Below are 15502 nucleotides of genomic sequence, written 5' to 3'. Positions count from 1 at the left end.
TGCCAAGCCCGCACGGACGGAGTAGCGTTTTGCCATTGGGAACAAGGCGCTTTGGAGGCGCGGGGGAGAACGGTTTTGGGACGCGCGCCGAGCGGCAGGCCGACGAGTTTCGACATCGCCTATCGCGCGGGCGTGTCACAGCCCACCGTCAGCCGGGCGCTGCGCGGGGACAAGTCGGTGAGCGCGCAGACCCGCGCCCGGATCGAGGCGATCGCCGCAGAACTCAACTATACCGTCGACAAGAATGCGAGCTCGCTGCGTTCGCAACGCTCCAACACCATCGCGCTGCTCTTTTTCGAGGATCCCACCCCCGATGAAAGCATGATCAATCCGTTCTTTCTCGCGATGCTGGGGTCCATCACCCGTGCCTGCGCCGATCGCGGGCTGGACCTCCTCATCTCGTTTCAGAGGATGGAGGACGACTGGCACGTGCGGTATCAGGACAGCCACCGCGCCGACGGGCTGATCCTGCTGGGCTATGGCGATTACACGCTCTATCGCGAACGGCTCGATCAGCTGGAGCGGCAGGGCACGCATTTCGCGCGCTGGGGTTCGGTGTCGAGCGATGCGAGCGGATTGACCGTGGGGACCGACAATCAGGCTGCGGGGCAACTGGCGGCCGAACATCTGATGGCGAAGGGCCGGCGACGCATCGCCTTTCTCGGTCATGCGGACGAACATTATCCCGAATTCGAAGGGCGCTATCGCGGCTTTTGCAACGCCCTGCGCGCACGGGACATCGCGTGCGAACCGTCGCTGCAATTCGATGCGATCACCACCGAGGAGGCGGGCCATGCCGCCACGCGCGCTCTCATCGCGAGCGGGCATGCCTTTGACGCGATCTTCGCGGCCAGCGACCTGATCGCGATCGGCGCGATGCGCGCACTGGCCGAGGCGAATATCGCGGTGCCGGAGGCGGTCGCTGTGGTCGGCTTCGACGATATTCCGGCGGCCTCCCTCACCACGCCGCCGCTCACCACCATGATGCAGGATATTTCGGGTGCCGGCCGCGCACTCGTCGAAGCCCTGCTCGCGCAGATCGAGGGGCGCGACCTGCCCCCGCGCAAGCTTCCCGCCCGGCTCGTCGTCCGGGGGTCGAGCGGGCACCGCGCGGCCTGACCCTCACATTCGTATGCAGCCTTGTTGCCATTGCCGCTTCGTGCGAGCGATGGGGCGTTGCGCGTGGGCATGAAGACCTGCCGGACACGGATGAGGATATTGCCGATGACGAGCGCCACCCGCACCGAAAAACCGCGTCAGAGTTTCTGGGGCCTGTTCAATATCAGCTTCGGCTTTTTCGGGATTCAGATTGGCTTTGCGCTGCAGAACGCGAATATGAGCCGCGTTTTCCAGACATTGGGCGCGAGCATGGATGCGCTGCCCGCGCTCTGGATCGCGGCGCCGCTCACCGGGCTGATCGTGCAACCGATCATCGGCCATCTGTCGGACCGGACGTGGAACCGGCTCGGTCGTCGTCGCCCCTATTTCCTGACCGGGGCGTTGTTTGCCGCCATCGCCCTGCTGCTCATGCCGCTGAGCCCCGGCTTTGGCGCGCCGCTTCTGTTCGCGGCGGGCATGCTGTGGGTGCTCGACGCGTCGCTCAACATCTCGATGGAGCCGTTTCGCGCTTTCGTCGGCGACATGCTGCGCACGGATCAGCATAGCGCGGGCTATTCGGTGCAGACCGCCTTCATCGGCGCGGGCGCGGTGGTCGGATCGATCTTTCCCTGGCTGCTCGAACAGTTCGGCATATCGAACGTCGCCGCGCCGGGGATGCTCCCCGATACGGTCCGGCTGAGCTTCTGGTTCGGTGCGGCGGCGCTCGTCCTCGCCGTGCTGTGGACCACCCTCACCACCCGGGAATACAGCCCCGAGGAGCAGGCCGGTTTCGCAAGCGCCCCCGCCGGGATCGACACGGGCGAGCAGGTCGGCGCGCTCGCCCGGAAATCCTATGGGGGCGCGGCTCTCTGGATCGTGGCGGGCGTGATCGTATTGTTCGTGGTGAGCGCCCTCGATCTGGGCAAGGAGACGCTGCTGCTAGGCGCGCTCCTCGCCGCGTATGGCATTCTGAGCGCGATCGCGATCGCGCTCATCCGGCGGGGCCGCACGGCCAACATGCTGTCCAGCATCGTGGGCGATTTTGCGGGAATGCCGGATGTCATGAAGCGCCTCGCCCTCGCGCAATTCTTCAGCTGGTCCGCGCTTTTCATCATGTGGATCAACACCACGCCCGTCGTCACGCAATATGTCTTTGGCAGCACCGATCCGGCCAGCGCCGCCTATAACGAGGGGGCAAACTGGGTAAACGTGCTCTTCACGCTCTACAACGGCGTGGCCGCGGTCGCCGCCCTGACCCTGCTCCCTTGGATGAGCCGCCGGTTCGGACAGGTCATGACGCACATGATCTGCCTGCTGCTCGGCTCTGCGGGATTCCTGGCGTTCTTTCTGATTCGCGATGCGGGCGTGCTTCTTCTGGCGGAAATCGGCATCGGCATTGCCTGGGCCAGTATTCTTGCCATGCCCTACGCCATTCTTGCATCCAACCTTCCGCAGGCGAAGCTCGGCATCTACATGGGATTGTTCAATATTTTCATCGTCGTCCCGCAATTGCTGGTGGCGACGGTCATGGGCACGATAATGAACACGCTGTTCCCCGGTGAACCGATCTGGACCATGCTTTTTGCAGCAGGTGCGTTGGGCGTGGCGGCGCTTTCCATGCTGCGCGTCAAAAGCGCGGTGCCCGGCGATGGGGGCAACCGCCATCCACACGCGGCCTGACGACGGGCGAAGGCGGAGGTCGGTCGCGTCAAAAGGTAAAAGATCGGCCAACCGGCGGAACGGAGCCCCCCCGTAAGCGCGGAGGATTACGAGCAGGCGTCGCCTGATGGCAGGGAGTAAGCAAAAGCTGGTGCGCCCGACGGGATTCGAACCCATGGCCCCCAGATTAGGAAGCTTACGATAGGTCGCCAAAATGCAGGGCTTTCCTGCCTCGTGTTCCATCCATGTTGCATCTAGCCAAGCAACTCAGCCTCTGTTGCAGCGATCAAGGCTGCATCGCCGGAGGCGTCGGCCAGGAGATGACCATAGGTGTCGAGCGTAATCTGAATTGACGAATGGCCCATCCAGACCTGCAAGCGCTTCAAGTCGATGCGCTGCTTTATCCATGCGCTCGCGGCGGCATGGCGCAGGGCATGAAAGCCGTAGCGGGCCTTCAAGATAGGTTCGCCCTCGTCGTTCGATCCAGACACGTCGCAAACCCCGGCAGCGATTTGAAGGGGGAAGAACTTGCGACGAAGCATATGCTCATAATTCTGCACCCCGCCGCGCGTATTGGGGAACGTCAAACCCATATCACCTTTCGGGGATCGCAGCTTCCATGCCTTCAGTTCGGTAACAAGCGCGGGCGGTATTGGAACTGTCCGGTGGCCCGCCTCTGACTTGGGCGCACCTATCTGGCCGAACTTATCGGCGCGCTGCGTTACGGTGATAGAGCCTGCTTTCAGGTCCAAGTCCGACCAGCGCAACCCCCGCAATTCGGATGCGCGCAAACCTGTGAAAACAGCAGTCATCACGAGCGGGCGGAAATCATCATCCGCATGATTGAGCAATGCTTTCAGTTCATCACGCGTCGGGATCGTGATCTTTACCTTTTCGCGCGAAGACCGAATGACTTTGACCTCGCGCGCGACGTTCTGCGCAACCAGCCCTCGCCGCTGCGCTTCATTCAGTATGCTGGACAATGCACGCACGGCCTTGCCCGCCATTGCCTTCGAGCGCGTTTTCAACAGTTCGTCCCGGTAAGCTTCCACGCGCGGCTGAGATAGCCGGGAAAGCCGTTCGAGACCCAATAGCGGCACGATATGGAGGTTTGCGAGCTGCCGGTATTGTTGGACTGTCCCGCGCTCCCTGCATTCGCCTTCTGCCTTCGCAATCCAAAGGTCGGCAGCGGCGGCGACCGTCACGCTCTGGCTGTCAGCGGTATGGACGCCCTTTGAGACTTCCCAGCCCGCTTGCGTGAACCACGCCTCAGCCTCTTTCTTGCGAGTGAATTGCTTAAACCGGCGCTTCCCGGCAGTGTCGCGATAATCGACCAGCCAAGCTTGTTTCGCCTCGCCCTTCGGTGTCGTCCACTGGCGCTTACGAATCGCCATCTTCAAGCTTTCTGAGCTCTACATCGCAAATCTCTTGCGATTTTTCGTTGATTGCTTCCAGATACCTACGAAATTCGCCGGGATATTTTGCATAAGTCGGGGCTAGCAGATCCAGAAAACTTGTGATGTTTACTGCCGAAAGTCGCGAGCTTCCGCCAGTCGTATTGGTGACAACGTGTTTTGCGATGGTCTTCTCGTCTGCATATATAAAGAGCTCCATATCTACATCGAAGTTATTATTCTTCATGTCTGCTAGTGCATTCGGGTCAAACAGAATGAAATAGCTTCGCGGATTCTGACCCTCCCCGTCCTGAAATCCATTTTTGAATTCAAGCAAAGAGCGGGCTGCAAAGGCACCAGCGGCCGCTATAGCCATTTGATTTTTACGACAAAGCGAAACTATTTTCTCGGGCGGCAAACCGAGTTCAATCATTTCGACCGCTAAGCCCATTTCAAGTTGCTGATACGGCGAGTAAATCGTGGGCCTTCCCTTTACGGTTTTAAGCTCGTTTGGAAATCCTAACCGATGCAGGTTTTTCATTCTCGAATGAAAGGCGGTGATTTTCGATGAATCAATTTCATGAATAGCCGCAAGTATCTTAGCCATTTCAGCGAAGGGAAGATCGACACCGAGCAAGACGGTCTCCTAAGAAAGTTTGCAAAGCTGTATTGCGTAGCGGTTAAAGATCCGTTACGGATTACCTGTGAAACATTGCATAGCAACGTTTCAACGTGTGACACTACGGAATTGCAGGAGTCTATTCAAATGCTTTCAAATGATCTTCTAGGTGGCGCCAAGGCGGCAGCTGATTATATCGGGGAAACCCCCCGCGCAGTTTATCACATGGCGGAAAAGGGACTCCTCCCCTGCATCCGCAAAGGGCGGAAGCTGTATTTCCGAAAGAGCGAGCTGGAGCGCGCTTTCAGTTCGGAGGGCGTGTGATGGAAACGAAAAACCCCCACGCCAGCGGCGCAGGGGCTTCGAAAGTGTTGTTTGAGACCAACGCCAAAGAAGCTACCGCCACCCGCGCGAAAAAGCCAGTGCTTTCCGCATTCACCGATCCCCGGCACCGCGTCGTCATTCGTGACATTGGCGGCATGTTTCAGGTCACCGTGGAGCCGGAACACCCGGCGCACACCCCGGAGACCTACGCCACCTACAAGCAGGCGCGCGGCTACGCTGGCGGGCTTCGCATGGTAAACCGCTGGCCCCTCCAAGACGAGACGGAGGCGTCACTATGAGCGACCTCAACCTATGGGATGCCGTCCTGGCATTCGAAGAATTGTCTATCGACCTCAAACGCATCGAACATACCACCGAAATTCTGTGCGGTTCGGAAGCGATAGACGAGCGGGAGTCCGACGCTTTCTCGGCGATTGGTGTGCTCTGCCATAACGTGTTGCTGAAGCTGGGCGAACTCGATCAGACGTTCGTCGCCGCTCACAAGGCAGCGAAGGGGGTGCAACCATGATCGACCAGATCAAACTGCCGCCCACGCTGTCCTATATGCTTGGCATAGATCATGCACCCCGATCCGTCATCGACAGCATGCTGCAACGCGCGATCGATGAGCTGGACGAGATCGACGGCGACCCTGACCTTGAAGACGCGACGGACCTTGAAGACGATTTCATGTTTTCGCCGCGTGTCACCGTTAGCACCGAGCATGGACCGGGCTGTGCAATCTCCGACGCTGGCGGGGACGTAGCAACCGAAGACGACCCCCGCGGATATGGTCACAGCTTCGATCGTGGACCCGGTTGTCCGTTCAGCGATCCCGGTGGGGAGGATCGCTGATGATGGTGATTGAGTTTCCGAACCTCCCCTGCCGCGCATGGCTAATTGAGCCGTCACCCCATGGTGACGGTTTCATTGGCCGGTTTGTCGGAGCGGGTTTCAACGGTCCTGACCGCACGGAATCCGGTTCGGTGGCTTTAGTCATGGAGGCTTTGATGCAGCCCGCCATCCGCCGGGGCCTGCCCATACTGATCCATCGTGATTGCAAGCGGAGGGCCGCGGCATGACTGACCTTCGTGCAATCGCTCGCCACTATGGCGGCACAGTGACCGGTGGGCAGGCTCTCATTCCTGCCATCGGGCATAGTGCCAGGGACCGGGGTGTAGCTATCAAGGTCGAACCCAGCGCCCCCGACGGGTGCCTTGTCCATTGCTTCAATGGTGCCGACCCGCTTGCCGAGAAAGACCGCTTGCGCGCCGATGGTTTCCTGCAGGAGCGGCTTTCGAAGAACGATAATATCCCATGGCACCCGCCGATCGCGAAAGCTGAGGCTGCGCGCGACCATGCTGTGCCCCTACGCAAGGGGCAGCGAATCGTCGCGACATTCAACTTCAAAACCAGCGGCGGGGCCATCGCCTATCGCAAACACCGTATCGAACCTGGCGATGATGGCCGTGAGAAGATTTTCAAGTTCGATCGCCCCGATGACAACGGGGGGTGGCAGCTTGGGCAAGGTGAGGATCGCGTTCCCTACCGCCTTCCCGATCTTGTCACGGCCAACCGCGATATGCCGATCTACATGGCGGAGGGCGAGGCCAAGGCGGACAAGCTGGCCAGCTGGGGCTTGCTTGCAACCTCGCACAAGGATTGGAAGGGTTTCGAGTTCAGCGCCTATGTGAAGGGCCGAACGGTCTACATCCTGCCCGATAATGACGCGACGGGCGTTAAGCAGGCTGCAGATGCCAAAGAGGCGATCGAACTGGCTGAGGGCACCGCCCATATCATCGAACTGCCGGGCCTGCCCTCGAAAGGCGACATTCTTGATTGGACCGGAACGTCAGAGGATCTGCGCAAGCTGGTCGACAAGGCAACGGACGCGGGCCAGCCTTTTCACACACTCGACCTGATCGACCTGGCGGGTAAACGGGCTCACAAAAAAGCCTTTGCCATCGAGCACGCTGCGCCGGCAGGGGAGGTTACTCTTTACACCGGTGTGGGCAGCGCAGGCAAAAGCCTTAGCGGACAGCAATTCGCAACGGCAGCCGCCGGCGGTATCTCCTGCCTTGGCCTCACGGTTCAGCCCTGCGCAACAATCTATCTAACCTGCGAAGACCCGCCGGAAGAACTCCATTGGCGGCAGGAACATATCTGCGCAGCGTTGGAGCTTCCAATGGACAGCCTTGCCGATCGGCTGCATCTGATAAGCCTTCGCGGCGAACTGGATAATGCCTTATCGACGTTCGGGCAGGACGGGATACTGCGCCCTACGCCTACCTATCACCGCTTGGTAAAGATGATCGGGACAACCGGCAGCAAGCTCGTTTTTCTGGACAACGTGGCGCACCTATTCACGGGCAACGAGAACGACCGCGGTGAGGTAACGCAGTTCGTGAACCTGCTGAACCGCTTGGCCGGTGAGACGGGCGCAGCCATTGTTCTAATCGGCCACCCCAACAAGAGCGGGGACAGCTACTCAGGCTCGACCGCCTGGCTGAATGCCGTTCGATCGCAAATAACCATCGACCACGAACGGGACAGCGAAGGATTTATCGCTGATCCTGACGCTCGCATACTAACCGTAGGCAAAGCGAATTACACCCGCAAAGGCGAAGCGGTGCGCTTCCGCTGGCACGATTGGGCCTATGTTCTGGATAGCGATCTGCCCCCCGATACGCGCAAAGAACTGGCCGAGGTATCGAGAGCCAACAGCGAGAATGAAGCCTTCCTTCGCTGCTTGGCACAGCGGACTTCCGAGCGGCGGCACGTGTCTGAAAAGGTCGGTGCGAACTATGCTCCGAAGATCTTCGCCACGATGGCAGAGGCCAAAGGATTGAAGAAAGATCGGCTCGTCGCGGCTATGGATCGGCTGTTCCGCATAGGTGAAATTGAGCGTGGATTTCTTTGGCGCGACACCGCCGAAGGGAAGGATATATTCGGTCTCCGGAAAACCGGAAACGTAACCGGAAACGCTCCGGAAACACGTTCCGCAAACGACCGGAGACCCGCAGGAATCAACCGCGTAATACACCCTATAGATACTACGTATCAATCAGGCGCGGCCAGTAGGCCCGCCGCACCTGCTGACAATGCTGAAAGCCCGGCCCAAACTGCTGCACAGGTTCAGGGCAAAACAGGCCCCGTCAGATGAGACGATCCATCGACGGCACCCCCCGGTCAAAACTTTGGAGGGCCATCCCACCATGACCACTCGCTGCCCACCATTTTCACCGAAAGCAGTTTCAGAATAAAAAGTTCAATGCAGCCCCGTAGGGGCTGACCTGCACCGAAGGATCTAACCCATGACAAATGATGAGTTTGAACGCATCCAGCCTGTAATCGAGATGGCGCAGAAACTGCACGGCTCGCTTCACGAAAAGCTTATCGAACGCGGCGTTGCGCCGATCGATGCGCTGATTGCCTCGATTTACGCCACCCATAACCTCGCCACTAAATTGCACGGCGATCCGATCGCGGCTGTCGAATGGATGCGGGACGCGACCGATACGATGGAGCGGCAGGCAATGGGAACGCAGCATTGAGACTGCCACCCGGCCTGCTTGGCGTCTATGCGATGGCTCGCCCCCGGAGGCCAGCCATCGAGCGGGCGGCTGTTGTCCAGGCAGCCCACGGCGAAGGGTCGGTATCGCAGCGAGCGCAGCGTCTCGCACGCGAGGTGGCGGCGGAGGCAATTCGTTATGTCGACACCGACCCGGCGGATCTACTCATCGAATTGCTAAACCCTGATCACCTAACACCGGTGGCTACACTCGCACGAGATGCAGAAATCGATACAGCAAGCTTGATCGTGGCAGAACGCGTGCGCCGATTGGAATGCCGAGGCGGACGGCACTTGCCTGAACGACAATGGCAAATCGACGATCGCCAAACGTTACAGGCGGTGGCAGCGCAACTGGCGGAACGATACCGACGCCACCTTCGCGCCGCTGCAAAATAGTTGGCGTAAACCGGGTTTTTCCCAAAACGCCTGTGCCATCTGGAGCCTGTAATCAGTTAACAGGAACCGTCCAAATGCTTCAGCCTTTCCAATATCCTCGCGCCCATCACGGCCTGCTCGCCGTCCGTGCTGAAGCCGATCCGAAGCCCGCGAGTATCGCGCAGCTTGCTGACGCATTCGTCGCCTTTCGCAACAAGTACGACGAGCGGCAGGACCGTATCGAGGCGGCTCTTGATGAGCAGGCCGTGCAAGGCGTGGCTTCGCGGGTGAACGGCTCGACAAACAGCGATGGATTGGCAACCGATCCCGCCTATCGCCAGACCTTCGCCAGTTACGTGCAGCGCGGCGCAGCTGAAGCAGAAGCGGCCTTGGTCGAGCTTAACGGCACCGGCGAGCGGGCGGCGATCCGCGCAGCCATGTCGGAAGGCGATAACAGCGCAGGCGGCTTTCTCGCACCGGTCGAATGGGACCGCAAGGTTCGCAAGGCGCAAAGCCATCTTTCGCCTATGCGCGGCTTGTCACAGGTGGTGACGACCGGCGTGAACGGATATTCGACGCTGTGGAGCAATGAGCAATGGGGTTCGGGCTGGGTCGGGGAGACGGCCAACCGCCCCCAGACCGGCACGACCGGCCTCTCGCCCCTGACATTTCCGACCGGTGAAATCTACGCGCAGCCTGCCGCAACGCAGCGGCTTATCGATGACGCGCAGCTGAATTTCGAAGAATGGATCGCGACCGAACTCAGCGACGAGTTTTCGCGCCAAGAAGGAATTGCCTTTGTTTCCGGCGACGGCGTTAATAAGCCCTTGGGTTTTCTCCAATACCTTCCTGGCGGCGTAGCGGCTGCCGATCAGCCCGCTGCTCACCCCGGTGGTGAGATCGGCGCAACTAATAGCGGTGCAGCGTCCGACGTAACGGCTGACGGGCTGGTCGACCTGAAATATGCGCTGGCCACGCCTTATCGGCAGGGTGCCAATTGGCTGATGAACAGTACGACGGCAGCTCGCGTCGCGAAATTGAAGGACGGCCAAGGCAATTTCCTTTGGCGCGAGGCCTTCATGGCGGACCAGCCTTCGACCCTACTAGGCAGCCCGGTAACGATCGATGAGAACATGCCCAATGTGGCGGCCGGGGCAACCCCGATCGCGTTCGGTGACTTCGCCCGCGGCTATCTCATCAACGACCGCATCGGCGTTCGCATCCTGCGCGACCCCTACACCGCCAAGCCCTACGTACTCTTCTACGCGACAAAGCGTGTCGGCGGCGGTGTGCTCGATCCTAACGCAATCCGTGTGCAAAAGATCGCCGCATAATAGTTAGACGTGAGGGCGTCTAAGGGGCGGCGGTTTCATTTTCCGCCGCCCCACACAGAGCCTGAGTGCTGCGAACTAAACCAGCGTATCCGGCGAACGACAAGCTTTCCGGGTCTTTGAGCGCAAGCAATCAAACCTTCAGCAATCCGTTAAGCCTTGTGAACAGTGGTTCCGCTTTTGCCAGTGTCGCTTCGCATCCGGCGCTTTCATCCAGAATATTAGGGTGAATGAGGAGCCACTCGGATGGCGAGTAATGGTCATAGGTTGGGATCGTGTCCGGCAATGTGCGGAAGTAAGCTTCTGCCTTTTGCACTAAACGCTCTGATGGGTGGGCTACATCTAATGTTTCAGCGGTAAGCCTGTTATCTCCTGTGAGAGAATACGTGGCATTCACCAAATCGACAAAAAGATCAGGGTCCAGTAGGTCTTCGACGTCAGCCTCAGCTTTCCCAGTAGCCTCATTCAAGGTAACAACCGACCCGGTCTCGAGAATTGTCGAGCTGCGAAGACTCTCGATTAGTTTTTTCTGCCCCGATGCGTAGTCAGCGAGAACGGCAATATTCATCTCAGATCCCTTAAATAGAGAAACGAATGGTTTGATGTTGCCGATCCCTCCGGTGGGGCACATAGTCCAACGAGGATCAAGGCCGGTCCTCCCCTTCCGTTTTAGGGCGGCGGACAGAGCCTGTAGATAAAGAACATCACTGGGCCCTTCGACCAGCAGGGTATGCTTACCGACGAAAAGTGTCTGGGTAATCTCGTAACCGAGGGCCCCCTGAAGGGGAAAGACCGTATCGGGATCTTTTCCTAGGACATCGTCTCTGACCTTTGTACCTTGCGTCTCAAACTTGTTTCCTCGAGCAAGGTAGGCAGCGTCTTCGACTATTCGAGCAGACGTAAGCCTCTCTGGGTCAACCATGAACGGCGAATGAGTTGAGTAGATTAACTGATGATGGGGGGCCAGCTTTTCTCGAAAGAACCGTAGCAGGTCGGCCTGAGCTTTGCCGTGCAGTGTCAGCCCCGGCTCATCAAGCAGGAGTATGACTGGAACTTCGTCATCTTTCACCTGCGCGAACTTAACGAGAAATGAGAAGAACCACACGAAACCCGCGCTTCGCTCTGAGAATGGCACATCAACCCGGTGGATGCTATTGTAGACGCGCGCTCGTGCGATCGTACCACTATTCAGTGGCGGGGGGTCGCCTGGTTTTGCTGAGCCAACCGTCACCTCGACGGATAGGAAAGGGTTTTGCGTCCAGTATTCGAAGATTTCGTCCGTCACGGTGTTAGACGCGGCTTTCAGGCGCGCATTGAAGGTCTCGTAGGTCTTCGCCGCGATAATTTCACTTACTGATGTTCCTGCGAATGAAAGAAAATCCTGGAACAGTTCAAGAGACCGCCGCTCGTCGCTGCGGAGCTGCGTCATCTGGTTTCTGTCTTGAAGCTGCTCGATTTGCACTTCCCCCGCCATGCGATCGTAGTTCGAGAAATACATGAAGCGGGGGATCAGAGGCTCCCAAAGAGAGCGGACTCGCGCCAAGACGTCGCCAGAGAAAGAATCGAGCTTGGCGGCAAGCGCGGCCAACTTTTCCGACGCCCCTTCAATCTCCCTTAACGCCTTCGCTTGGTCGTTTTTTGTGCTCTTCGCCACCGCCGCGCGCGCTTGGGCGAGTTCAGAGGCAGAGAGATTTGAACTAGTCAGTATATGCTCGACCGCAGCCTCTCGGTTAATTGGCATAGTCCAAATCGATTTCCCGCCGTACCCCGAAGTTATCGTCAAAGTGCCTTCCATAACGGCATCTTCACCGAATTCATCGGTAATAAGTGCTTTCGCTTCGTCGCTAACGCTCCACTCGGTGATAGCGACAGGGGCCGCACCACCTTCGTGCCTTTCGTCATACTTGGTGAGGTGCCGCCTAGGATAGTCTCGCTCTTTGTTGTACTCGAACGGCGCTGCCGGATGAGGATTCACGCCCGCGAGCGCCTGCAATATCGCAGACTTACCCGCTTCATTCTTGCCTACTAAACAGGCGATTTCGTCGAGCGTGAATTGCTCGCTGTCCTCAACCGATCGGAAGTTTTTCACGGTCGCAGCGACTAATTTCATCTTTCCTGTCCCCAATACAAAATCTTGTCGGAACGGGTTTCTCTCGCCATTTTTTCAAGCACACAAGGTAAATTTGTGAGTAAATTATCTGCTCAGAACGATCGAGCTTATTGAAGCCCAGAGAGTTGGTAGCACGTGTTCCATCCGTGTTGCATGGAGCCGCCGAGTCTCTGGCGTAAATGGCGGAAAACAGGGGAACGCCGTGCAACACGAATGCAACACGAGAACGGCACCGATGAACGGCCCTAAATCGTCTAACCATTTAATAATACAGCGGAAAGTTTGGTGCGCCCGACGGGATTCGAACCCATGGCCCCCAGATTAGGAATCTGGTGCTCTATCCTGCTGAGCTACGGGCGCGCCGTCGGCGGGTTTAGCCGCCGGCGCCGGGAATGACAATCGGCTTGCCGGAGGTTTCAGTTCAATTTGTCGGGCGGCGCCACGGGAAACAGCAAGGGCGCGACTTCGACCCCTTCATCGGCGAGGGCGCGGCTTTCCTCGGGGCTGGCCTCGCCATAGATCGGCTCGGCATCCTTTTCGCCATAATGGATGGCGCGGGCTTCCTCGGCAAAGCTGCGCCCGACCCAGCGCGATTTCTCGATCACGCGCTTCTGAAGATCGGCAAGCTGCACGAGCGCGGTCTTTACCGCCTCGGGCAGGCCCGCCGCCGCGCCCCGCTCCGCCCCCGCAGCCGACGCCGTCGAAGGCACGGGCGCAGCGCCTTCGCCCTGCGGTGTATGGACAGACGGCGCCCCGGAATCGCGGTTGCCCTTGCGGCCCACGGCCGGCGCCATTACCGCCTTTTCAACGTCGGCGCTTCCGCATTGCGGGCACATCAGCAAGCCGTCGCGCTTCTGCCGCTCGAAATCGGCGGAGGAACGGAACCAGGCCTCGAACCGATGGTCGGCCGATTGACAGCAGAGATCGAAGACAATCATGCCGCTGGCGGATGATGGAATTCCCGCCGATTGGCAAGGCTCGGCAATTGCCTGCGCACGGTGGCGACGCGGTCGGGGTCGATTTCGGCAAAGCCCACCCCCGGCCCCGCGTCGCCCATGTCGAGCAGGACCTCGCCCCACGGGTCGATCACCAGGCTATGGCCAAATGTCGCGCGCCCGTCCTCGTGCTCGCCCACCTGCGCCGCCGCGATTATGAAAGCCGAAGCCTCGATCGCACGAGCCCGCAGCAAGGTGTGCCAATGCGCCTTCCCGGTGGGCACGGTAAAGGCCGCCGGCACGCTGATCACGTCGCAGCGCGCGTTGCCCAGAGCGCCGAACAGCGCCGGAAACCGCATGTCGTAACAAATGGCAAGGCCCAGCCGCCCGACCGGCGTTTCGCAATACACCGCCTGTTCGCCCGGCGCATAGGCATTGGATTCGCGCCAGCTTTCGCCGCTGTCGAGATCGACGTCGAACATGTGGATCTTGTCATAACGCGCGACGATTTCCCCATCCGGGTCGATGACGAAGGCGCGATTGGCCCACCGGCCATCCTCGCGCCTGACCGCCAGCGAACCGAGCGCCACCCACAGCCCTTCCTCGCGGGCGGCACCGCGCACCTCGGACAGGACGCGGTCGGCATCTTCCGCCGCGATGCGGGCGGCAGCACGCTTGCGGTCCCGATCCAGCAGGCCGCTCATCTCCGGGGTGAACAGCATTTGCGCGCCGCCGTTCGCCGCGCCGCGTACCGCATCGACGAGATCGGCGGCGTTCCGCGCCGGATCGATCCCCGTAGTCGCCTGATAGAGCGCGATGCGCGTCATTCAGCGCCCCAGCATCGTATCCAGCTTGCCCGCGCGGTCGAGCGCCATGAGATCGTCCGATCCGCCAATCGCCTGATCGTCGATGAAGATCTGCGGGACGGTGCGCGCGTCCGGCTTGCGGCTGCGCATCTCGTCGCGCTTTTCCGTGTCGGTCGTGATGTCATATTCGGTGAACGCGACATCTTTCTTCTGAAAAAGGTCAATCGCGCGGTGGCAATAGGGGCAGCCGAACTTGGTATAAAGCTCGACCTTGGGCGCGGCGCGGTTGTCGTTCATCGTCATTTCCTGTCTCGCGTTTTCACGCATCTCGTCAATCATGGTTCAGGCTTGAAACCGGATCCGGCTTTCCTAGATTATGTTCAGCCGTCGCACGCCAAACGGGTGGATGGCAAGTATGGGCAGAACGCGTGACGCCACAATGGGTTTCGCAACGCTGCCGTGAATTGCTTCTATTGGAGGATTTGCAAGATGAACCGTTTTGATTTCAGCCCCTATCGCCGCACCACTGTCGGGTTCGACCGGCTTTTCGACCTGCTCGAAAACAATGGACGGCAGAGCAGCGGGGACAACTACCCCCCCTTCAACATCGAACGCCGCAGCGAGGACAGCTATCGCATCACGCTGGCGGTGGTAGGCTTCCGGCGCGATGACATCGAGATCACCGCGCAGCAGAACCTGCTGACCGTGGCGGGGAAGAAGGCCGAGGACACCGATACCGGCGAATTCCTGCATGTCGGCATCGCGCAGCGCGGGTTCGAGCGCCGCTTCGAACTGGCCGATTTCGTGCTGGTCAAGAATGCGCAGATGCGGGACGGCCTGCTCGTCATCGATCTCGAACGCGAAGTGCCCGAAGCCATGAAGCCGAAAAAGATCGCCATCGGCGACGACGACGGGCGTGGCGCGAGCGGCTCCGAAAGCACGCTGTCGCTCGTCGACGAGGCGGACGACACGCGCGCGGCCTGATCGTCACAGGCCTGCCGGTATGAGGCATTGCGAAGGGCGCAGTCGGGCAGACCGATTGCGCCCTTTTTCATGTCAGGAAACGTCAATCACGGGGCGGGTATCGGACAGGTCCATGCGCTTGCCGGCTTTTGTCGCGATAGGGGGACGGACCGAAGCCCGCCCCCGCGACGTAACCGCCGCATCGCATCCGAAAATCACTGTCCGGGTCGCAGAAAGACAGTAACCTCCGAACGCGATCCAAGCGTGCCTTCACCACAAAAATCGGGGTGTGTTCAAGTCGAACGTCGGCGCTG

At 59.5% G+C, this 15502-nt stretch carries 17 protein-coding genes and 1 tRNA gene; 11 read left to right on the top strand and 7 right to left on the bottom strand.

Features of this window, described 5'->3' with window-relative positions; all coding sequences use genetic code 11:
• The first annotated feature begins 75 nt into the window (after window positions 1-75).
• Both JD971_RS12605 and JD971_RS12600 read left to right on the top strand, forming a co-directional pair.
• Complete coding sequence (locus JD971_RS12605; RefSeq protein WP_202083893.1) at window positions 76-1119, top strand: LacI family DNA-binding transcriptional regulator; 1044 nt, start codon at window positions 76-78, stop codon at window positions 1117-1119.
• Window positions 1120-1224: 105 nt separating this feature from the next.
• Window positions 1225-2778 carry an MFS transporter gene (locus JD971_RS12600; RefSeq protein ID WP_202083891.1) on the top strand — a complete coding sequence of 518 codons (1554 nt, stop codon included), beginning with the start codon at window positions 1225-1227 and terminating at the stop codon, window positions 2776-2778.
• Window positions 2779-3011: 233 nt separating this feature from the next.
• On the opposite strand, the gene JD971_RS12595 is transcribed toward JD971_RS12600, so the two are convergent.
• On the bottom strand, window positions 3012-4151 hold the full coding sequence (locus JD971_RS12595) for a site-specific integrase (RefSeq protein ID WP_202087654.1): 1140 nt from the start codon (window positions 4149-4151) through the stop codon (window positions 3012-3014).
• Complete coding sequence (locus tag JD971_RS12590) at window positions 4138-4692, bottom strand: hypothetical protein (protein WP_202083889.1); 555 nt, start codon at window positions 4690-4692, stop codon at window positions 4138-4140. The genes JD971_RS12595 and JD971_RS12590 overlap by 14 nt, the downstream gene beginning before the upstream one ends.
• A 39-nt stretch (window positions 4693-4731) precedes the next feature.
• On the opposite strand from JD971_RS12590, the gene JD971_RS16635 reads away from it, so the two are divergent.
• The 8 genes from JD971_RS16635 to JD971_RS12550 all read left to right on the top strand — a co-directional run bounded on the left by JD971_RS16635 (window position 4732) and on the right by JD971_RS12550 (window position 10377).
• Complete coding sequence (locus tag JD971_RS16635; RefSeq protein ID WP_236672083.1) at window positions 4732-5094, top strand: helix-turn-helix domain-containing protein; 363 nt, start codon at window positions 4732-4734, stop codon at window positions 5092-5094.
• On the top strand, window positions 5094-5393 hold the full coding sequence (locus JD971_RS12580) for a hypothetical protein (RefSeq protein WP_202083887.1): 300 nt from the start codon (window positions 5094-5096) through the stop codon (window positions 5391-5393). The genes JD971_RS16635 and JD971_RS12580 overlap by 1 nt, the downstream gene beginning before the upstream one ends.
• The gene (locus JD971_RS12575) at window positions 5390-5623 is read left to right on the top strand and encodes a hypothetical protein (RefSeq protein ID WP_202083885.1); all 234 of its coding nucleotides are present in this window, start codon (window positions 5390-5392) and stop codon (window positions 5621-5623) included. Before JD971_RS12580 ends, JD971_RS12575 begins: the two co-directional genes overlap by 4 nt.
• Entirely contained in the window at window positions 5620-5949 is a 330-nt protein-coding gene (locus tag JD971_RS12570) for a hypothetical protein (RefSeq protein ID WP_202083883.1), read from the top strand. The genes JD971_RS12575 and JD971_RS12570 overlap by 4 nt, the downstream gene beginning before the upstream one ends.
• The gene (locus JD971_RS12565; RefSeq protein ID WP_202083881.1) at window positions 5949-6176 is read left to right on the top strand and encodes a hypothetical protein; all 228 of its coding nucleotides are present in this window, start codon (window positions 5949-5951) and stop codon (window positions 6174-6176) included. The genes JD971_RS12570 and JD971_RS12565 overlap by 1 nt, the downstream gene beginning before the upstream one ends.
• A complete protein-coding gene (locus JD971_RS12560) occupies window positions 6173-8257 on the top strand; it encodes an AAA family ATPase (RefSeq protein ID WP_202083880.1) in 2085 nt (694 codons plus the stop codon). Before JD971_RS12565 ends, JD971_RS12560 begins: the two co-directional genes overlap by 4 nt.
• A 151-nt stretch (window positions 8258-8408) precedes the next feature.
• Entirely contained in the window at window positions 8409-8648 is a 240-nt protein-coding gene (locus tag JD971_RS12555; RefSeq protein ID WP_202083879.1) for a hypothetical protein, read from the top strand.
• 490 nt (window positions 8649-9138) lie between these two features.
• The gene (locus JD971_RS12550; RefSeq protein ID WP_202083878.1) at window positions 9139-10377 is read left to right on the top strand and encodes a phage major capsid protein; all 1239 of its coding nucleotides are present in this window, start codon (window positions 9139-9141) and stop codon (window positions 10375-10377) included.
• 130 nt (window positions 10378-10507) lie between these two features.
• Here the strand turns inward: JD971_RS12550 and JD971_RS12545 are convergent, their stop codons facing one another.
• The 5 genes from JD971_RS12545 to grxC all read right to left on the bottom strand — a co-directional run bounded on the left by JD971_RS12545 (window position 10508) and on the right by grxC (window position 14522).
• A complete protein-coding gene (locus JD971_RS12545; RefSeq protein WP_202083877.1) occupies window positions 10508-12484 on the bottom strand; it encodes an AAA family ATPase in 1977 nt (658 codons plus the stop codon).
• Between the two features lie 283 nt (window positions 12485-12767).
• A tRNA-Arg gene (locus JD971_RS12540) sits at window positions 12768-12844 on the bottom strand.
• Between the two features lie 56 nt (window positions 12845-12900).
• Complete coding sequence (locus tag JD971_RS12535; RefSeq protein WP_202083876.1) at window positions 12901-13422, bottom strand: DUF1178 family protein; 522 nt, start codon at window positions 13420-13422, stop codon at window positions 12901-12903.
• Entirely contained in the window at window positions 13419-14246 is an 828-nt protein-coding gene (locus tag JD971_RS12530) for a carbon-nitrogen hydrolase family protein (protein WP_202083874.1), read from the bottom strand. The genes JD971_RS12535 and JD971_RS12530 overlap by 4 nt, the downstream gene beginning before the upstream one ends.
• Complete coding sequence (gene grxC / locus JD971_RS12525) at window positions 14247-14522, bottom strand: glutaredoxin 3 (RefSeq protein ID WP_202083871.1); 276 nt, start codon at window positions 14520-14522, stop codon at window positions 14247-14249. It abuts the gene before it with no gap.
• Window positions 14523-14714: 192 nt separating this feature from the next.
• Here grxC and JD971_RS12520 point away from each other — a divergent pair, with 192 nt between their 5' ends.
• A complete protein-coding gene (locus JD971_RS12520) occupies window positions 14715-15209 on the top strand; it encodes an Hsp20 family protein (RefSeq protein ID WP_202083868.1) in 495 nt (164 codons plus the stop codon).
• Window positions 15210-15502 lie beyond the last annotated feature (293 nt).

Origin of the sequence: Croceicoccus sp. YJ47 (genome assembly GCF_016745095.1) — a bacterium.
In the GTDB taxonomy this organism is placed as follows: Bacteria; Pseudomonadota; Alphaproteobacteria; order Sphingomonadales; family Sphingomonadaceae; genus Croceicoccus.
The sequence above is the reverse complement of the archived record's forward strand: the minus strand, read 5'-3'. Positions and strand labels throughout refer to the sequence as shown.